This is a genomic window from Empedobacter sp. UBA7611, from assembly GCF_002484365.1.
Lineage (GTDB): Bacteria > Bacteroidota > Bacteroidia > Flavobacteriales > Weeksellaceae > Empedobacter > Empedobacter falsenii_B.
Genome location: NZ_DLJR01000069.1, coordinates 55,975 through 75,141 on the forward strand (window position 1 = coordinate 55,975; position 19,167 = coordinate 75,141).

At 31.3% G+C, this 19,167-nt stretch carries 20 protein-coding genes; 5 read left to right on the forward strand and 15 right to left on the reverse strand.

Translation table 11 applies throughout. From position 1 onward, the window contains the following. The first annotated feature begins 103 nt into the window (after positions 1-103). On the forward strand, positions 104-1,567 hold the full coding sequence (locus B3R94_RS12145; RefSeq protein WP_291101112.1) for an alanine/glycine:cation symporter family protein: 1,464 nt from the start codon (positions 104-106) through the stop codon (positions 1,565-1,567). A 53-nt stretch (positions 1,568-1,620) separates the two neighbouring features. Here the strand turns inward: B3R94_RS12145 and B3R94_RS12150 are convergent, their stop codons facing one another. The 11 genes from B3R94_RS12150 to B3R94_RS12200 form a co-directional block, all read right to left on the reverse strand. Continuing rightward, entirely contained in the window at positions 1,621-2,139 is a 519-nt protein-coding gene (locus B3R94_RS12150) for a YceI family protein (protein WP_125350085.1), read from the reverse strand. Positions 2,140-2,177: 38 nt separating this feature from the next. After that, positions 2,178-2,996, reverse strand: a complete 819-nt coding sequence (gene ygiD, locus B3R94_RS12155) for a 4,5-DOPA dioxygenase extradiol (RefSeq protein WP_291101115.1) — start codon at positions 2,994-2,996, stop codon at positions 2,178-2,180. Between the two features lie 27 nt (positions 2,997-3,023). Continuing rightward, entirely contained in the window at positions 3,024-3,596 is a 573-nt protein-coding gene (locus tag B3R94_RS12160; protein ID WP_115000651.1) for a YceI family protein, read from the reverse strand. A 216-nt stretch (positions 3,597-3,812) separates the two neighbouring features. After that, on the reverse strand, positions 3,813-4,112 hold the full coding sequence (locus tag B3R94_RS12165) for a hypothetical protein (protein ID WP_125350083.1): 300 nt from the start codon (positions 4,110-4,112) through the stop codon (positions 3,813-3,815). Between the two features lie 6 nt (positions 4,113-4,118). Continuing rightward, entirely contained in the window at positions 4,119-4,880 is a 762-nt protein-coding gene (gene map / locus B3R94_RS12170; protein WP_115000652.1) for a type I methionyl aminopeptidase, read from the reverse strand. Between the two features lie 136 nt (positions 4,881-5,016). Then, positions 5,017-5,274 (reverse strand): Txe/YoeB family addiction module toxin, encoded by a 258-nt coding sequence (locus B3R94_RS12175; protein WP_286473426.1) that lies wholly within the window; start codon positions 5,272-5,274, stop codon positions 5,017-5,019. Continuing rightward, positions 5,275-5,529: a type II toxin-antitoxin system Phd/YefM family antitoxin gene (locus B3R94_RS12180; RefSeq protein ID WP_286473425.1), complete on the reverse strand. Its 255-nt coding sequence runs from the start codon at positions 5,527-5,529 to the stop codon at positions 5,275-5,277. Positions 5,530-5,650: 121 nt separating this feature from the next. Next, positions 5,651-5,947: a Dabb family protein gene (locus B3R94_RS12185; protein WP_180906722.1), complete on the reverse strand. Its 297-nt coding sequence runs from the start codon at positions 5,945-5,947 to the stop codon at positions 5,651-5,653. Positions 5,948-5,960: 13 nt separating this feature from the next. Beyond that, a complete protein-coding gene (locus B3R94_RS12190) occupies positions 5,961-7,268 on the reverse strand; it encodes a DEAD/DEAH box helicase (RefSeq protein ID WP_280045661.1) in 1,308 nt (435 codons plus the stop codon). A 27-nt stretch (positions 7,269-7,295) separates the two neighbouring features. Continuing rightward, positions 7,296-7,829, reverse strand: a complete 534-nt coding sequence (locus tag B3R94_RS12195) for an STM3941 family protein (RefSeq protein ID WP_291101119.1) — start codon at positions 7,827-7,829, stop codon at positions 7,296-7,298. Between the two features lie 85 nt (positions 7,830-7,914). Next, positions 7,915-9,678, reverse strand: coding sequence for an AMP-dependent synthetase/ligase (locus B3R94_RS12200; RefSeq protein ID WP_280045665.1), 1,764 nt, complete (start codon positions 9,676-9,678; stop codon positions 7,915-7,917). A 121-nt stretch (positions 9,679-9,799) separates the two neighbouring features. Here B3R94_RS12200 and B3R94_RS12205 point away from each other — a divergent pair, with 121 nt between their 5' ends. Continuing rightward, a complete protein-coding gene (locus B3R94_RS12205) occupies positions 9,800-10,186 on the forward strand; it encodes a hypothetical protein (protein ID WP_125350079.1) in 387 nt (128 codons plus the stop codon). 36 nt (positions 10,187-10,222) lie between these two features. Here B3R94_RS12205 and B3R94_RS12210 read toward each other — a convergent pair whose 3' ends face one another. After that, complete coding sequence (locus tag B3R94_RS12210; RefSeq protein ID WP_280045667.1) at positions 10,223-11,989, reverse strand: AMP-dependent synthetase/ligase; 1,767 nt, start codon at positions 11,987-11,989, stop codon at positions 10,223-10,225. Between the two features lie 105 nt (positions 11,990-12,094). Continuing rightward, entirely contained in the window at positions 12,095-12,748 is a 654-nt protein-coding gene (locus tag B3R94_RS12215) for a class I SAM-dependent methyltransferase (protein ID WP_291101124.1), read from the reverse strand. 107 nt (positions 12,749-12,855) lie between these two features. Between B3R94_RS12215 and B3R94_RS12220 the strand changes: the two genes are divergently transcribed. Further along, entirely contained in the window at positions 12,856-13,437 is a 582-nt protein-coding gene (locus B3R94_RS12220) for a DUF6642 family protein (protein WP_291101127.1), read from the forward strand. A gap of 206 nt (positions 13,438-13,643) precedes the next feature. On the opposite strand, the gene uvrA is transcribed toward B3R94_RS12220, so the two are convergent. After that, complete coding sequence (gene uvrA, locus B3R94_RS12225) at positions 13,644-16,448, reverse strand: excinuclease ABC subunit UvrA (protein WP_291101130.1); 2,805 nt, start codon at positions 16,446-16,448, stop codon at positions 13,644-13,646. Positions 16,449-16,598: 150 nt separating this feature from the next. Continuing rightward, complete coding sequence (locus B3R94_RS12230; RefSeq protein ID WP_280061379.1) at positions 16,599-16,937, reverse strand: hypothetical protein; 339 nt, start codon at positions 16,935-16,937, stop codon at positions 16,599-16,601. 158 nt (positions 16,938-17,095) lie between these two features. Here B3R94_RS12230 and B3R94_RS12235 point away from each other — a divergent pair, with 158 nt between their 5' ends. After that, positions 17,096-18,070, forward strand: coding sequence for a bile acid:sodium symporter family protein (locus tag B3R94_RS12235; protein WP_291101135.1), 975 nt, complete (start codon positions 17,096-17,098; stop codon positions 18,068-18,070). Beyond that, positions 18,051-19,142 carry a DUF3810 family protein gene (locus B3R94_RS12240; RefSeq protein ID WP_125350350.1) on the forward strand — a complete coding sequence of 364 codons (1,092 nt, stop codon included), beginning with the start codon at positions 18,051-18,053 and terminating at the stop codon, positions 19,140-19,142. Before B3R94_RS12235 ends, B3R94_RS12240 begins: the two co-directional genes overlap by 20 nt. The last annotated feature ends 25 nt before the right edge of the window (positions 19,143-19,167 follow it).

The window sequence follows — 19,167 nt, forward strand, 5'->3', positions numbered from 1 at the left end:
GTATTTATTTTTTCGAATAAATAAACAGATTAAATCTTATAATTAAGATTTTTTTAGCATTTTAGCACCACAAATAAACACAAGAACAAAATTTTTTACTCAAATGGATGATATCATCAATCTAATAAGTAGCTACGTTTGGTCATATGCCTTGATTGGACTTTGCGCTTTAACAGGAATTTACTTCTCTATTCGCACCGGATTTTTACAAATAGTCTACATAAAAGACATGGTTCGCTTGCTATTTAGTGGCGAAAAATCGGACAAAGGAATCACTCCTTTCCAAGCTTTTTCTTTAGCAATTTCTGGTCGTGTCGGAACCGGAAACATTGTTGGTGTTGCAACCGCAATCGCAATGGGAGGCCCTGGAGCAATTTTTTGGATGTGGTTTATCGCATTTTTAGGAAGTGCATCTGCATTCATAGAATCTGCATTAGGACAGGTCTACAAGCAAGAAATCGATGGAGAATATCGTGGAGGTCCTTCATACTACATCGAAAAAGGTTTAGGAATCAAATGGTACGCGGTTTTGTTTGCAATCATTACAATTATGAGTTGTGGATTATTATTACCAGGCGTTCAGTCGAATAGTATTTCATCAGCTTTAAACAATGCGTTTGATATTCCTATTTATAATTTTGTTGGGATTCCAATCAACATTGTAGGATTCATCATTATTGGATTATTAGCCTTGATTATTTTTGGAGGTGTAAAACGTTTAGGACAAGCTTCTGAATTTATCGTTCCCTTTATGGCAGGCGCTTATATCTTAATGGCAATGATTATTATCGGAATGAATATTCATCAAGTTCCATCAGTTTTACGATTAATTTTTTCATCAGCTTTCAATCAAGAATCACTTTATAGTGGTGTTTTTGGATCTGCAATTGCTTGGGGAATAAAACGTGGAATTTATTCTAACGAAGCTGGTCAAGGAACTGCTCCTCATGCGGCTGCGGCTGCGGAAGTAAACCATCCTGCACAACAAGGTTTGGTACAAGCTTTTTCTGTTTACATCGATACATTATTTGTATGTACTGCAACTGCTTTTATGATTTTATTTACAGGAAAATACAATGTGAATCACCCAGAAAAAGCGGGAAGTTTCATTACTCAAAATCTTCCTGGAGTAGATTATACAGGTTTTACGCAAGCAGCTGTTTCAAGTCATTTTCCTTCATTCGGAAATAGTTTTGTTGCAATTGCTTTGTTTTTCTTTGCTTTTACAACGATTATGGCTTATTACTATTATGCTGAAACGAATATTACATACATTTTCAAGAAAGGAAATAGAAAAGTATATGTATGGATTTTACGTATTTGTTTTTTAGGTGCTACGTATTACGGAACAATCAAAACTGCTGAAACTGCTTGGGCAATTGGAGATATTGGTGTTGGTTTAATGGCTTGGGTAAATGTTATTGCTATTTTATTATTAAGCGGAGTTGGGCTTAAAGTCTGGAAAGATTATAAAGACAAACGTAAAAAAGGAATTAAAAATCCTGATTTTAATCCTACAGAAATCGGAATTAAAAATGCTACTTTTTGGGAGAACAAAAATAAATAACACAAAAAAAACCACTTCGTTTGAAGTGGTTTTTTTGCTATTAAAAATTATGATTATTGGGCTTGAGTAAACTCTAAATTCACCAATAATTTTACTTTATCAGAAACCACTAATCCTCCAGCTTCTGTTACTTGGCTCCATCCTAATCCGTAATCTTTACGGTTGATTTCTCCTGAAAATTCGAATCCAGCTCTTTGTAATCCCCATGGATCAGTGATAACTCCACCAAAATCTGCATTTAATGTAATTGGCTGTTTTTCACCACGAATTTCTAAAGTTCCATTAATTTTTCCGTTTTGAATACCTGAAGTACTTTCAAATTTCATTTCTGGAAATTGCTCAGCAGCAAAGAAATCAGCTGATTTTAAATGTCCATCACGATCTGCATTTTTTGTATTGATTGAATCTACTTTTGCATCAAATTCAAATTTTGCATCAGAAAAATCATCTGAATTAGCTTCTACATCAGCATTGAAATGATCAAAATTTCCTGTTACTGTAGAAATTACCATGTGTTTTACTTTAAATTGGACTTCTGAATGAGAAGGGTCTAAATTCCATTTTGTTGCCATAATGTTTTGTTTTTATTTGTTATTTAAATTGATTTTATTTATCCTATTTTGAATGATAACATTCCTAATGATCCATAAATTAGTTTATCATTAAAAAGTGTTAGCTCCTCTTCTTTTCCTTGTAATGCTAATGCGTAAATAGCTGGCAAATAATGTTCCATAGATGGTACGGCGAGATTAAATGCGCTACCTTTTTGTACAAAATTGAACAATTCGTCGTGATTACCTGTTTGAACAATATTCTTGAATGTATCATTCACTTCATAAGCCCAATCATAACCAGCATTTGGCTCGCTCCAATTTAATGCTCTCAAATTGTGTACAACATTCCCACTTCCTACTATTAATATCCCTTTACTACGCAAAGCGTCTAATTCCTTCGCTAATTCGTAATGCTCTTTTGGCGTTTTATAAACATCCAAACTCAGTTCTATCATCGGAACATCTGCTTCTGGATACAAAAATTTAATCACACTCCAAGAGCCGTGGTCAAATCCCCACATTTTGTCTAAATCGACATCTGTTGTTTTAATTAAATTTTTGACCTCTGTAGCCAATTCTGGATTTCCTGGTGCTGGATATTCAACATCGAATAAAGCTTGCGGAAAACCATAAAAATCGTGAATCGTTTTCGGTTGTTCTAAAGCCGTAACTTTAGTCCCTTTCGTTTCCCAATGTGCCGAAATACAAATAATCGCATTTGGTTTTGGGATTGTTTTTCCAATATTCTTCCAACCTTCTACAAAAATATTTTCTTCGATTGCATTCATCGGAGAGCCATGTCCTAAAAATAAAACTGGCATTTTATCAGTTGTAGAAAAACTTGAAGTTATAGATTTTAACGTATTGAAATTCAAGATTTTTATAGTATATTTTATTTATTATTATTTAGCTTTTGGAGCTGCAAATTCTAAGTTAGATGTTAAGGTAACAACATCACCTACAACAGCTTCTGGGAAATTACCACCGATGTTAAAATCACTTCTTTTTACATTTCCTTTTACTGTAAATCCGTACGTTTTAACTCCGTTATTATTGATACTTCCGTTGTAAACTAATTTTAACGCAACTGGTTTAGTTACTCCGTTTAATGTTAAATCACCAATCATTTTAAATTGATTTCCTTTAACACGTGTGATTCCTTTTGAAGAGAATTCTAATTTTGAATTTTTTGCTGCATTGAAAAAATCTGCTGATTTCAAATGATTATCACGTGCTTCAACTCCTGTATTGATTGAATTGATATCTGCAACTACATGAAATTTTGCATCGCTTAAATCTTCTTTTGTAAAGTTTAAATGAACATCAAAATTTTGGAATTGTCCTTCAACATCAGAAATTGTCATGTGAGAAACAGAAAAGCCTAATTTTGAGTGCGCTTTATCATTTGTATAATTTTGAGCAAATGCAGACATTGAAGCTGCTGATAACATTAACGTGAATAATAATTTTTTCATAACGAATGATTATTTGATTGTTTTTAATTAATTATTTATTTTGATAGGACAAATTTAGCTCAGTCATCAGCGAGATTTCATTGACATAAGATAAGAAATTAAAAAGCTTGATTTTTCATCTAATAAACGATCAAATTGTATCAATTAATATTCCAAAAAGTAAAGATTTTGAATTTGTTAGCAATAAAAAAAACACTTCAATAGAAGTGTTTAATATTATTTTACTGGACTAAAATACCAGTAGGTAGATGTTTTTTTATTCTCGATTTCCAAATATTCTGGAAATGCTTGCGGTAATAAATGTAATTCTTCCGATTTTTTCAAATCTGTTAGAATCTGACGCAAAGGATATCCTTTTTTACGGTCGTGAGGAAAATATCCTTTTTCAATTAAGAAAGGCATCATATCCTTAGTTTTTACACGTTCCAACTTATTTTCTGTTAAATAAGCCTGAATATCTTCGCTCATTTTTTTGACCACTTCGCGGTCTACTTTAATATATTCGTTTCTCTTCATATAATTTTACCAATTACCATTCATGTGCGTTAAAATCATAGGACCTTCAGAAGTAACCAAAACAGTATGTTCGTGTTGTGCAAAAACGCCAGGTGCATTTCCTATCATTGTCCAACCATCCGCTTGCTCAATTGCTTCGTAAGAATTTTCTGAAATAAAAGTTTCCAATGCAATAACTGAATTTTTACGGAATCGACGTTTATCATCAGGGTCTCTGAAATTCATCAAATCCAATGGTTCTTCGTGCAATGAACGCCCTACTCCATGACCAGTTAAATTCTCAATCACATGATAATGATGTTTTTTTGCTTCTTTCTCAATAATTCCACCAATATCAGCGATTTTAACTCCAGATTTTACAGCCGCAATTGCTTTTTGAAGCGCAGAAATAGATGCATCAACAATTTTTTGATAACCATTCACATCTTCTCCAACAACAATAGAACCTCCATTATCAGCCCAAAAACCACCTAATTCTCCAGAAACATCAATATTAATCACATCTCCGTCTTTCAAAATTTTATCGGCTCTTGGAATTCCGTGACAAATTTCTTCATTCACGCTTAAGCAAGTATAACCAGGAAATTGATACGTCTCGAAAGGAGCTGATTTGCAACCAAATTTGTGCATAATCTTCGCACCAAAATCGTCCAATTCTTTTGTTGACATTCCAGGTTTTACATAATCTTTCATCTCTTTAAGAGTAACGGCTACAGCTTCGCTGACTTTTTTCATTCCGATTAACTCTTCTTCTGTCTCTATAATCATTGCTTAAATTCTATTGATTTCCTTTTCAGAAATCATTTGCAAATTTACGGGTATTTGTAACGATTATTTGCTTATTTTGATAGAAATTCGTGATTATTGTATGATAGATTATATTGTTGATTGATAAAGAAGTATATCAATCATAATGAAAACGACATTTCGCGATTTGAATTTCATCTTCTACAACACGATATATTAACCGATGTTCATGATCTATTCTTCTCGACCAAAATCCTGCATATTTATGTTTCAAAGCTTCTGGTTTCCCCAGACCATCAAAAGGATTTCGAGCAATATCTTTAATCAATTCATTGATCTTTTTCAATTTAGATTTATCTGTTTTTTGCCAATACAAATAATCTTCCCAAGATTCATCAACAAAAACGATTTTCATCTATTCTTCAATTAACTCTTTTGTAAACGTTTTCTGAGTTTTTAATTTCTCAATTGCAGCATCCAAACGCTCTTCATTTTTGCGAGAAGAAAGCTCGTGATTCGTAGCCATTAGCGAATTATACTCTTCTAAAGACATAATAACAACACCGGAATTTTTTCCTCGATTAATAATCAATGTTTCAAAATTGTTCGTCACACGATCAAAATATTCTTTGATATCTTTTCTAAATTCAGAAATACTTGTTATCAACATATGTACAATATTTTGTACAAATATAAGTACAATTAATTATAAATAAACTTGATTTACAAATTTTTAGAAAATAAAAAAATCCGTCATTTGACGGATTTTAAACTTATATTTTTAGTAATTATTAATCTGCATCATAGATTAATACTCGTTTTGCTAATTTATTTGGACCATTCAAAAACTCGATATGTTGTGGATGTTTTTGATATGTTTCAAATTGTTCCATCGTTTCGAAAGCGGCAAACAAAGAAAACGAATACGAAGCGTCGATAACATCTCTTTCGATATTTGCTGGTGTCCCAACATGAAAAAATGCTGAAGGAGCAATTGGTTCTAAATCTTTCAAAGCTTGATGAAATGTATTCACTTCAGCTTCTGTAGCGTCATCTTTTAACCAAAATAATACGTGGTGTGCTAACATAAAATTCTATTTTTTAGTATGCAATTTGCATTTTTACTTTCTTATTTTTTACTTTTTGACCGTTCAATTTTTTCAATAAGTCCGGAACTTTTTTACGGTTAATCGCAACATACGAAGTGGTATCTTTTACCTCAATAATTCCGACATCGTTTTTTTCTAAACCTCCTTTTTTGAACAAAAATCCAACAATATCAACTTTGTTTACTTTGTCTTTTTTTCCTGCAGAAATATAAATCGTTTGGTAAGGAGTACGTTCTGGAATTTTATATGTTCCACCTAAATTTTCGATTGGTAAATTTTCATTTACAAACGGAAAATGCTCTTCATTACTGATAATTAAATAAACAAAACCCTTCGCATTCATACGCGCTGTACGTCCATTACGGTGAATAAAAGCAGCTTCTTTTGCAGGTAATTGATAATGAATAATCGAATCTACTTCTGGAATATCCAAACCACGCGCAGCCAAATCTGTTGTAATTAAAACTCGAACCGAATCATTTCTGAATTTCAGTAACGCACGTTCACGTTCGTCTTGTTCCATTCCTCCATGAAAACTTTCGCGTGCAATTCCTTTTTCATGCAACAAATTGCTAATACGATCAACTGCATCGCGGTGATTACAGAAAATCAACATGCGTTTGCTTCCAATTTTACAAATCAAATTGAACAATGTATCCAATTTTTCTTCAGAAATGGTATTCACCACTTTCATGTGTAAATCTGGTTTTACCTCGATTTGTTTCAGATAACTCACAATTTTTTCGTCATTCAATCCAACAAATTCTGGAATATTTTCCATTTCTGTAGCAGAAGTCAAGATACGTTGTTTTAAGCCAGAAAGTTGCTCAACAATAAAGCTCATGTCTTCTTGAAAACCTAATTCTAAGGCTTTATCAAACTCATCCAAAATTAAAGTTTGAACAGTGGAAGGATCAAAATTTTCGTTACGCAAATGATACGCAATACGGCCTGGAGTCCCAATTAAAACAGCCGGAGCTTCTAACAAAGTATTTTGCTCAACTTTTGTATTATGTCCACCATAACAACACGTTACTTTATAATCAGATTTCATCGATTTGAAAACTGTTTCGATTTGTAAAGCTAACTCACGCGCAGGAACTAAAATTAAGGTTTGAACACCTTTTACATCTGGATTTAAATCTCTTAAAGTCGGAAATAAAAACGCCAATGTTTTACCAGAACCTGTTGGTGATAATAGAATTAAATCTCGTTGATTTTCGGACATTTTGAATGCTGAACGTTGCATTGCATTCATATCTTTGATGCCCAAATTTTTATAAAGTAAATCGATTTGCATACTGCAAAAATAGTCTATTCTTTCGAATTAATCATTTTTTGACGCTGTAGAAATCTTATAATCTTCCATAAATTCATCAAAAAGATTCATGATTTCGAAGTGATTTTTATCTAATGTATTTGCATCAAACGAAACAACAGCACCATACATTTTATTCCAAAATCTCATGCGTGCTTGTAAGAATTTTTGAGATTCATTATTAATAAAATCATCAGCATCAACAACTTTTATATTGATAACACGTTGACGAGGTAATTTCAGTTCTTCAATTTCCAAAATTTTTCCCCATTCAATATAATTCAATTCATCAGAAGGTTTGTAAACGATTCCTTTTTTATCGATCAATAAAATCAATTGTTTTTTCATCAACTTTTTGATTGAAATTATGATAAATAGTAAACTTGGAACAAATAAAATTCCACTTAAAACTTTTGCAGTTTGCGGAGAATTAACTTGATTGGCGTTTAAAAATAAATAAATTGAACAAGCAAAAAATAAAAGACTACCGAATAATAATCCCCAATTGCTTGTTTGTTTTGCGTAAACTTTAACTGAATTCAATTGATTTTGTTTTTACAAAAATATAGATTTTAATCTTAATTAAAGGTTATAAAAAAGAGTCTCAAAAAACTGAGACTCTTATTAATTATCCAAAAATTTCTTGGTATTGTTTCTTGTATTTTTCTAAAATAATTTTACGTTTAAATTTTAACGTTGGCGTTAATTCTCCACCTTCTACGGTCATTTCATTTGGAATAATTGCAATCTTTTTGATTTGCTCCCAATGTCCGAAATGATTATTCAGTTGATTGATTTCATCTTCTAATTTCTTTTTGACAACATCACTTTTCTGAAATTCATCATGAGGAAGATTTACAATTTCAGAAGCATTTGACTGCGCCCATTTTTTGAGATTTGTATAACTCGGAACCACAAAAGCTCCAGGAAACTTCTCGCCTTCTCCAACAACCATCAATTGCTCGATGAATGGCGATTCTACCATTTTCATTTCGATTTGTTGTGGAACAATATATTTCCCTCCCGAAGTTTTGTACATTTCTTTTTTACGGTCAACAATTTTCAAGAATTTATTGTCTATCCATTCTCCAATATCACCCGTGTATAGCCAACCATCTTTGATTTCTTCGGCAGTTTTTTCTGGTAAATTATGATAACCCATCATCACAATATCACCTTTCACTAAAATTTCGCCATCATCAGCCAATTTTACTTCAACACCTTTCAACGGAGGTCCAACAGTTCCTATCTTTTTACCTCGACGAAAACAATTCACCGCAATTACTGGCGAAGCTTCTGTCAATCCATAACCTTCATAAATTGGAATTTCGGCAGCTAAAAATACGCGAACAATTCGTTGTTGAATCGCTGCACTTCCCGTTACAATGGCTTTTAATTCGCCACCAAGTCCTTCGTACCATTTGTGTAAAACTAATTTTCGGGCAATTGCTAATTTCAAATTATAAATTGTAGAACGCTGATCATCTTCTAACACAAACTCATCGCCAACTTTTACAGCCCAATCAAAAATAGATTTCTTAAAACCTGATAATTGCGCTCCCGTTTGCATGATTTTTTCATACACTTTTTCAATCACACGAGGAACAGCCGTAATCATATGCGGTTTGATTTCTTTTAAATTATCGCCAATCTTCTCCATCGATTCTGCAAAATATATCGAAATTCCCATGTACACATACAAGTACTGAATTGTTCGCTCATACGCATGACAAGCTGGAAGAAAGGTCAAAGCACGATCGTAAGGATCAAGTGGTGTTGAATATTCGCAAGCCATAACATCTGCAATAATGTTTTTATGCGACAACATCACACCTTTCGGATTTCCTGTTGTTCCTGACGTATAGATTAAAAAAGCTAAATCTTCGTGCTTTACATTTGCGGCACGTTTATCTATTTCTTCTTGTTGAATTGTTTTTCCTTTTTCGATTAAAACATTCCAACTTTCGGTATTTTCAAACTCATCAATCGAGTACAATTGCTCTAATGAAGGCAATTTTGTTTTTAGTTGATTGATTCGCGTGTACAAATCGAGATTACTTGTAAAACACAATTTTATAGCCGAATCGCTAAAAATATATTCGTAATCGTTGTCAGAAATATTCGGATAAATCGCTACCACAACAGCTCCGATTTGTTGTATCGCATAATCTATTATATTCCATTCGACACGATTTTCTGAGATTAATCCCACTTTTTCACCTGGCTGAACTCCACAAGCGATCAATCCTTTTGAGATTGCATTAACATGTTCTAAAAAAGTTGTGGTTTTCATCGGTTTCCATTCTCCATTTTGTTTGGATACAAACATGGATAAATCAGGAAACTTCTCCAGCTGACGTTTTGGTAAATCAAAAATTCTGGTTGCTTCCATAGCGCACTTATAGTTTTGTAATTTTGAAAAGAATTCGTCGAAAATAGCATAAAATGATGAGTTTTTCAAAAATTTTATCTTCAACTTAAAAAGAATTATTTTCGTCATAAATATTACAATTATGAAATATCTAATTTTATTTCTACTATTATTTTACTCTTGCAGCTCTGATTTTAAAAAGTCTTATAAAATTAGAGATATTAAATTATATGAATTACAATGTTCTGGACACTATTATTTGAGCACTGATAATTGTGATTGTAAATATTTACCAACTAATTATTTTATTCCAAAAGGTGGAAATGATTCATTTTTTGAATTATTCTTAAAGGAGAATAAAGGAAAACTTCAAGTTAATTCACTTTATAATGAATTTGAAACTCATGGAAATATCAAAGAGAAAGTAGATTTTATTCTATATACCGATAACGCTTCTTTTAGTGATAGTATAAGTAAAGTAAATTATACTGTGATTCGAGGATATTCCAATGGAAGAATGAATCCATAAAAAAAACCTCAATTCATCATGAATTGAGGTTTTTTTTTATGGATAAATTTCGTCAATTTCTTTTTTATATTTTTCTGAAATGATTTTACGTTTCATTTTCAAAGTTGGCGTTAATTCTCCCGCTTCAATTGTGAATTCATAAGGTAATAAATGAAATTTTTTAATTTTTTCCCAATTTCCAAAATTGACATTTAATTTATTGATTTCATTTCCTATCAATTCATAAATTTTTGGATGCGTTAAAAATTCTTCAAGAGGTAAATTAATCAATGAAGATTCATTTGCTTTTGTCCAATCAATGCAGTTTTCATAAGAAGGAATAACCAAAGCTGCTGGGAATTTTCGTCCTTCTCCAACTACCATAATTTGTTCGATATAATTAGATTCGGAAAGAATTTTCTCAATTTGTTGTGGCACAACATATTTTCCTCCAGAAGTTTTGAACATTTCTTTTTTACGATCGATAATTTTTAAGAATTTATCATCAACCCATTCACCAATATCGCCCGTATACAACCAACCATCTTTCAAAACCTCAGCCGTCGCCTCAGAATTTTTATAATATCCTTGCATGATATTTTTACCTTTTGCTAAGATTTCTCCATCTTCAGCTAATTTAATTTCAATATCAATCAAAGGAATACCTACAGTTCCGATTTTCATTCCACGTTTGATACAATTTACAGATAAACAAGGTCCAGCTTCTGTTAAACCATAACCTTCGTAAATTGGAATTCCGGCTGCTAAATACAATTTTAATAAACGAGTTTGTAAAGTTGCACTTCCCGATGCAATTCCTTTGACATTACCGCCAAGCGCCGCTTTCCATTTCGAAAAAATTAATTTTCGAGCAATGTTTAATTGAAATTTATACCAAGCCGAAAGCTTTGATTCATCTAAATCATACTGTTCTCCTAACGAAATTGCCCAAAAGAATAAAGCTCTTTTTACTCCTGTCAATTGTTCGCCAGTCGCCATTATTTTATCGTAAACTTTCTCTAAAACACGTGGAACAGCCGAAAAAATATGTGGTTGAACTTCTTTCATATCTTGCCCAATCGTATCCATTGATTGTGCAAAATAGATTGGTAATCCCATTTTGATGTACACGTATTGAAAGACGCGTTCATACGCATGACAAGCAGGTAAAAAAGACAACGCTTTATCATACGCTTTTACAGGAAAAGAATATTCGGAACTATTGACATCAGCCAATAAATTTTCGTGAGAAAGCATAACGCCTTTCGGGTTTCCTGTTGTTCCAGAAGTATAAATAAGAGTTGCTAAATCAGTTGGTTTTACATTGTCCATCTTCGTTTGTAAAACCTCATCAGAAATAGAAATTCCTTTCGAAATTAGCTCAATCCAATTTGGTGTATGCGGATAAGTATTAAATGTATAAACTTGTTCAAGATTTGGAATACGATCTTTGATTCCTAATAATCGTTGATACAACGCATCATTGCTCACAAAACAAAGTTTGATTTCGGCATCATTTAGAATAAATTCGTAATCATTATCCGAAATATTGGGATAAATTGCCACAACAACAGCTCCAATTTGCTGAATTGCAAAATCTACTAAATTCCATTCTAAACGATTTTCGCTGATTAACGCAACTTTATCATTTTGTTGAACACCATTTGCAATCAAACCTTTCGAAATATTATTTACTCGATTGATAAAATCTGTTGTAGAAATTCCCTTCCATTCTCCTTTTTCTTTGTAATTAAAAATCGAAATGTTAGGTGTATTTTTTTCTTGAAATCGAGATAAATCGAATACTCTTTGTGGTTGTTTCATATTCTTGAAATAAGGATACAAATTTCTGCTAATTCTTTCTACTTTAGAAATTATTTACTCATTCTTTTCTCAAAAAAATTAAGTTTATTATCAATAAAAATCATTTTATTTTTTTGCAATAATTATACTATACTCTCTTTCAACTTTTTCGCCAGCTTTGCTAATTACACTTTCTGAAAATGTTTTTCTATTTTCAATAGAAAATTTAGCTGATTTCAATAGTTTTATCACTTCGTCTTCTGTGTATAAATTGAAGCCAAATTGAGTAAAAGGTAAAGTTTCCATAAATTCCTTTTTAGCAAAAGTAAGAGCAAATTCCCCATTGAATTTCAAGACTCTATAAATTTCACTCAAGAAAAATTTAGGATTTTTCCAAAAATAGATTGTATTCACTGTGAAAATTTTATCAAAACGTTTTTCATAAAAATGAATTCTTTCATCCATAATTATTTCAAATCTAATATTTGCATTCAAATAATCAGAATTGTTCGTGATAGCACTATTTTTCATGACCTGTGAAAGTTCTAAACCAATATATTCTAAACCATTTGCTTGATTCAATACATAAGGTAAATGCTTACAATTTCCATGACCTAACTCCAAAATTTGTTCTTGATTTTGTAATTGTAAATGATCTATTGTCGTTTTCGTCATGCCAAAATTACTTTCATTCATTTGCTCACCAACTTCAATCCCTTCGTCTCCATTTGGACAACTCAATTGTTCCGCAAGACTTTGTAAATCAATATTATTTTTCATTAAATTTATTTATATAGAATAATTCTAAATTATTAAATATTAATCATTATACGCGTGATTTTAATCATTTAAAAATTACATCTTACCTTTGAAAAATAGTAAAATAGATGACGGATATTATACGAACTGAAGACGAAGATGATTTCAAACTGTTTTGTTTGGAATCTGTAGCAGATATTGAAGAGCAAAATGATTCGCAATTATTGGAATTTTTGGAACATTTGGCGCGAGAATTTCAGATTACGAATGTTTATAAAACGACTGATAGCTTTGAAGGTTTCGAGGAAAGTTTGACCAATCTTCTTTATCATGATAAATATTTTAGAGATTATAAAATCATTTATTTAGTTTTTGAAGGACAAGGAAATCAAATTCAAATTGATGATTATTACTATAGTTTGGAAGAAGTTGCTGAGATTTTTCAAGGAAAATTAACTGATAAAATTGTTCATTTTTCGAATACAATGAATTTGGATTTGGAAGACGAAAGTTTTCAATATTTTATTGATGTGACGGGCGCAAAAGCTTTGTCTGGATATGTAAATCCTTCTCCAATTTTGAGTACGATTTTGGATCAATATTATTTTTGTTTAGCGAAAGAAATTGATGACGAAGAAGAGCTTGTACATGCGTTGTTTGATAAACATGCAAATATATGCCTGAAATTAGGTTTTAGATTGTATCATTAAAACTAAATTAACTACACAAAAAACTTGGAGATATAATCCTATAGTTAAAATGAAAAGTGCGCACTTATATACAATTTAAAATTATAGAGATAGAAACTGCAAGATTTAATTCTTAAAAATAATGTATAAAATTACATTAATATAAACTTAAACAATTCATTTATATATTTTAAGATAAATGCTATATCATTTTTTTAATTTTATTATTATTTCAATTTATCTTTCAAGAATTGTGCAGTATAGGATTCTTTTGCTTTGACAAAATCTTCTGGTGTTCCTTCAGCAACTAAATAACCACCTTTTTTTCCTCCTTCTGGACCAAGATCAATTACCCAATCGGCTACTTTGATAATATCCATATTATGCTCGATTACAAAAACCGAATGTCCCAAATCAATCAAAGCACGTAACGCTTTAATCAATTTCTGAATATCATGGAAATGCAGACCTGTAGAAGGCTCATCGAAAATAAACAAGGTTTTGTTTGTTGTTTCTCCTTTCGTCAAGAAAAAAGCCAACTTCACACGCTGCGCCTCTCCACCAGAAAGTGTATTTGACGATTGCCCAAGTTTTACATACCCCAAACCAACATCTTGCAATGGTTTTAGTTTTTCGACAATTTTATTTTGTTGATGCGTTGCAAAAAAGTCAATTGCTTCATCAATTGTTAGATTTAAAACATCTGAAATCGATTTTCCTTCAAACTTAACTTCTAAGATTTCTTTCTTGAAACGTTCTCCGTGACAATCTTCACAAATCAGCTCTACATCAGCCATAAACTGCATTTCGATGGTAATCGTTCCTTCTCCTTTGCACGTATCACAACGACCGCCATCTACATTAAACGAAAAATGTTTTGGTTGAAATCCCATCACTTTACTTGCTTTCTGATTGGCAAATAAATTTCGGATATCATCGTAAGCTTTTACATACGTCACAGGATTAGAACGCGAAGATTTCCCGATTGGATTTTGATCGATTAACTCAATTCCTTCCAATTGTTTTAAATCTCCAACTAACTCATCAAAATCACCGATTTTATTTCCAAAAATCTCGAAATGACGCTGAACAGCTGGTGCTAAAATATCTTTCATTAAGGTAGATTTCCCTGAACCCGAAACACCTGTAATAACGGTTAATTCGTTCAGAGGAAATTTAACATCAATATTTTTTAGATTATTTTCTCTTGCTCCAATAATTTTCAAATAATTAGGAGATTTTAGACGTTTTTTAGGAACTTCAATTTCTAATTTTCCGTTCAAATATTTAGATGTTAATGTATCACCTTTTAATAATTCATCATAGGTTCCTTCAAAAACTACTTCACCTCCATTTGTTCCTGCTTCTGGACCAATATCGATGATATAATCAGCAGCTTTCATGATATCTTCATCATGCTCTACCACAATCACTGTATTGCCTAAATCGCGTAAACGATGTAAAATTGTAATAAATTTAGCTGTATCACGCGAATGTAAACCAATCGAAGGCTCGTCTAACACATACATCGAACCAACCAAACTACTTCCCAAAGAAGTTGCTAAATTGATACGTTGTGATTCTCCTCCAGACAACGTATTCGAAGCACGATTTAGCGTTAAATATTCTAAACCAACATCTAACAAAAACGTTAAACGCGACTTAATCTCATATATAATTCGACCCGCAATTTGCTGATCATATTCGTTAAATGTAATACTTGTAAAGAAATCATTCAACTCATTCAAAGGTAAATCAACCAAATCATTAATCGATTTATCCGCAATTTTCACGTAATTCGTTTCCTTACGCAAACGCTTTCCTTTACAAGTTGGACAAGTTGTTTTACCACGATAACGAGACAACATTACACGATATTGAATTTTGTATGTATTCTCCTCAACCATTTTGAAAAAGCCGTCCAATCCTTCCCAGTCGTTATCTCCGTGCCACAAATAGTCTTTTTGCTCTTCGGATAATTCAAAATAAGGTTTATGAATTGGAAAATCTACTTTTTGAGAAAGTTTGATAAAATGATTTTTCCACTCGCCCATTTTCTCGCCTTTCCAAGCTACAACCGCATCTTCGTAGATTGACAACGATTTATTTGGAACGACAAGATTTTCCTCAACTCCAATTACTTTCCCGTAACCTTCGCAAGTTGGACAAGCTCCATAAGGATTATTGAAACTAAAGAAATGAATAGTTGGTTCATTAAAAATCAAACCATCTGATTCAAATTTATTTGAGAAATATTTTACCGTATTATCTTCTACATTTACAATCGCTATTTCTCCTTTTCCTTCGAAAAAAGCCGTCTCGATAGAATCTGCCAAACGATGATAAAAAGATTCTTCGTCCTCTGTTGGCAAAGCGATACGATCAATGACAAGATGAATATCATTTTCGGGTTGAGGTTCAAAATTAAATGAAATTAAATCTTCAATTTTCACTTGATTTCCATCGACACTCAAACGTGTAAACCCTTGCTGTTGAAGAATATTCAAATGTTCTGCAAACGAACGCTCTTCTGGCACAACCAATTTTATTTGAAGAATAAATTTAGTTTCAGCCACAAAAGTTTTTAGATAATCAATCGCATCCGTTACCGAATCTTTTTGAACTAATTCTCCTGTAATCGGTGAATATGTTTTTCCAATTCGTGCGTACAACAACTTTAGATAATCATAGACTTCTGTTGTTGTCCCAACTGTAGAACGTGGATTTGTTGAATTTACTTTTTGCTGAATCGCTATTGCTGGCGCTATTCCTTTGATATAATCAACTTGTGGTTTATCCAATTTTCCTAAAAACTGACGCGCATAAGACGACAAACTTTCGACATAACGACGCTGACCTTCTGCATACAACGTATCAAAAGCCAAAGTAGATTTCCCAGAACCAGACATCCCAGTAATCACGACCAATTTATTTTTTGGAATCGCTAAATCAATGTTTTTTAAGTTGTGCAATTTTGCACCTTTAATCAGAATAAATTCTTTCGGATCAAGTTGATTAATATCTTTTTTCATCGTTGAACAAAGGTAAGTTATTTTAGAAAGTTAAACTTAATTCACACAAAAATTAGTCGTAAAATATAATGTATAAAAAAACAGATTTGATAGAAAATATAAAAGCGCATCAACATGTTGACGCGCTTTTTTCAATAAAAAAATAAAAATTTATTCCTGAAATAATAAATAATTTTCTTCGTTTAACTCTTGATATCCAACATCGTACACATAAAAAATCGTGCCATTTTTTGATTCATCTACATTCGTAATGTATTTAAAATCAAAGTTTCTCAAACTCAATTCGTTTTTATTTACCGAACGAGCGCCTTCATCTAATAAGGTTTTCAATATACGATTATTCTTTCTTAATCTGTTATTAATATTACGAACAATTTCAACTTTGTCGCGATTAAGATTATTATTATAAGAATTTCGACAAAAATCGTTGCAGAATTTTTTGTCTTTTCGACCAAATAAAGTTTGGTTACATTGAAGACACGTATTCATAAGATAGATTTTAGGTTATTTAAATACAAATATAAAAAAAAGTTAATCAATTTACAAATACTTAACATTATACCCTTTTCTACTTTAAAACGAAAGTATTAAATATTTAGTAAATGTTTATCATCTTATTTATTATTTTTGTTTAAATTTTATTGATTTTGAAAATTCTAAATAAATTACCCGACCCTTTTATTCTGTTTTTATTCGTTGCCATTGTTGTCGCATATTTTTTCCCAGATATTAGTTTGTGGTCTTACAAGGATTTCAATCTGAATACAATGATTGATATTGGAGTTATCTTAGTATTCTTTTTTTATGGATTAAAACTTAATTGGAAAGAAGTTTTTAAAGATTTAGCAAATTGGAAAATGCATGTCTTGATTCAATCCATCACATTTATATTTTTTCCATTATTAGTCTTGTGTTTCTATCCTTTCATAAAAAATTACCCAATTTATTTTACTCTGTATGTCGCAATATTTTATTTAGCCGCGTTACCAAGTACAGTTTCTTCGTCAGTTGTAATGGTTTCTATTGCGAAAGGAAATATACCAAGTGCTATCTTTAACGCAAGTATTTCTGGACTAATAGGTATTGTTGTTACACCGCTTTGGATGAGTTTGTTTTTATCAAAAAGTAATGGTGAATTTGATTTATTAGGAACTTTTTTGGATTTAGTTCTTAAAATTATTTTACCTGTTTTTATCGGAGCTCTTCTTCAACCTTATTTAGGGTTCTTTTACAATAAATATAAAAAGCAATTCGGTAATTTAGATAAACTAACCATTGTACTTATTGTTTACAACAGTTTTAGTCATACTTTTTTGGATGGATTATTTACAAAATTAGGCGTTCTTCCGTTGTTGGCAGTTTTCATAATTGTAGTTGCGTTATTCTTTTTCTTTTTCAAACTTTCAAAATGGATTGGTAAGAAAATGAATTTTAATCGAGAAGATGATATCACAATTCAATTTTGTTCGACTAAAAAATCATTGGTTCATGGCTCGGTAATTGCAGCAGTTATTTTTACGGGAGATATCGGTATTTATTTGATTCCGATTATGCTTTACCACACCTTTCAGTTAATTTATATCAGTTATATCGCCAATCAATATGCTAAAGAAGTTGAATAAAACTTATCGAAGTATCCTTATTTTTCTATTTCAAATTATTTTATTTTCGATACTATTTTCAATCGAAAGCGTTGATGATTTCATCGTCAATCATCTTACATTTCCAATTTCAGGATTTATTGCAAAAATTACGAATTCAGTTCATTTTCCTGTTGGAGAATTGTTTTATTTAATCATTGGAATAATCGGTTTTGTATTGATTTTTAAATTGATTCGAAGTTTTTTCAAATCGAAAGAAAAAGTTTCGCATTCAATTTATTGCATTATGATTTTTGTAAACTGTATCTATTTTATTTACACGTTTGCTTGGAGCGTGATGTACAAAAAACAAACGTTAACTATTGACAAAGAAAAAATCATTATTCAACCTAAAATTCTGAAAGAAATCTATTGCTACGAACTTGATAAAGCAATATCAGCAAGAAATTTAATCGAACACAATGATTCAACAACAACGATAAAATTCAAATCTAATTTAAAAGATTATAATCAAGAATTTTTTGCTTTACAACACCAAGTAAATAATGTAAAATGGTTAAAAAATTATCGATTATTAAAAGATACACAATACAAATTATCTTGGATTTCGGAAATGCAAAATTATATGGGTATTTTGGGATACTATAACCCTTTTACGGCAGAAGCAAATCTGAACAGATACAATACAAATTTGAAACAACCTGCAACACTTTTCCACGAATATGGACACCAAATGGGATTTGCATCAGAAAGTGAAGCTAATTTTTTAGCTTATTATTTAGGTACAAAATCTAGAAATCCTGAAATTAATTATTCGTTTTATTATAAAAGTATTTATACGCTTTTAGGTGCTATTTACAAATCTGATCCGTATTTTGTGAAAATGGAATTGGATAATATGCATTCTAAAATAAAGCAAGACAGAAAAGCCGAATTAAAACATTATTTGAAATATGAAGGTGTTACGAGCGATACTTTTTCTGAGTTAAATAATCAGTTTTTGAAGGCTAATAATCAAGAAGGAACTATAAGTTATAGCAAATATGTCGAATTGATTTATTTGTTATATCAGACAAAAAAAGCAACGAATTAATCGTTGCTTTTATATTATTGTTAAA

Excerpts from the sequence above, each read along its gene's own strand:
- B3R94_RS12145 (WP_291101112.1), top strand. The coding sequence starts at position 104 with ATGGATGATATCATCAATCTAATAAGTAGCTACGTTTGGTCATATGCC.
- B3R94_RS12150 (WP_125350085.1), bottom strand. The coding sequence starts at position 2,139 with ATGGCAACAAAATGGAATTTAGACCCTTCTCATTCAGAAGTCCAATTT.
- B3R94_RS12160 (WP_115000651.1), bottom strand. The coding sequence starts at position 3,596 with ATGAAAAAATTATTATTCACGTTAATGTTATCAGCAGCTTCAATGTCT.
- B3R94_RS12165 (WP_125350083.1), bottom strand. The coding sequence starts at position 4,112 with ATGAAGAGAAACGAATATATTAAAGTAGACCGCGAAGTGGTCAAAAAA.
- map (WP_115000652.1), bottom strand. The coding sequence starts at position 4,880 with ATGATTATAGAGACAGAAGAAGAGTTAATCGGAATGAAAAAAGTCAGC.
- B3R94_RS12175 (WP_286473426.1), bottom strand. The coding sequence starts at position 5,274 with ATGAAAATCGTTTTTGTTGATGAATCTTGGGAAGATTATTTGTATTGG.
- B3R94_RS12180 (WP_286473425.1), bottom strand. The coding sequence starts at position 5,529 with ATGTTGATAACAAGTATTTCTGAATTTAGAAAAGATATCAAAGAATAT.
- B3R94_RS12185 (WP_180906722.1), bottom strand. The coding sequence starts at position 5,947 with ATGTTAGCACACCACGTATTATTTTGGTTAAAAGATGACGCTACAGAA.
- B3R94_RS12190 (WP_280045661.1), bottom strand. The coding sequence starts at position 7,268 with ATGCAAATCGATTTACTTTATAAAAATTTGGGCATCAAAGATATGAAT.
- B3R94_RS12200 (WP_280045665.1), bottom strand. The coding sequence starts at position 9,678 with ATGGAAGCAACCAGAATTTTTGATTTACCAAAACGTCAGCTGGAGAAG.
- B3R94_RS12205 (WP_125350079.1), top strand. The coding sequence starts at position 9,800 with ATGAAATATCTAATTTTATTTCTACTATTATTTTACTCTTGCAGCTCT.
- B3R94_RS12210 (WP_280045667.1), bottom strand. The coding sequence starts at position 11,989 with ATGAAACAACCACAAAGAGTATTCGATTTATCTCGATTTCAAGAAAAA.
- B3R94_RS12215 (WP_291101124.1), bottom strand. The coding sequence starts at position 12,748 with ATGAAAAATAATATTGATTTACAAAGTCTTGCGGAACAATTGAGTTGT.
- B3R94_RS12220 (WP_291101127.1), top strand. The coding sequence starts at position 12,856 with ATGACGGATATTATACGAACTGAAGACGAAGATGATTTCAAACTGTTT.
- uvrA (WP_291101130.1), bottom strand. The coding sequence starts at position 16,448 with ATGAAAAAAGATATTAATCAACTTGATCCGAAAGAATTTATTCTGATT.
- B3R94_RS12230 (WP_280061379.1), bottom strand. The coding sequence starts at position 16,937 with ATGAATACGTGTCTTCAATGTAACCAAACTTTATTTGGTCGAAAAGAC.
- B3R94_RS12240 (WP_125350350.1), top strand. The coding sequence starts at position 18,051 with ATGCTAAAGAAGTTGAATAAAACTTATCGAAGTATCCTTATTTTTCTA.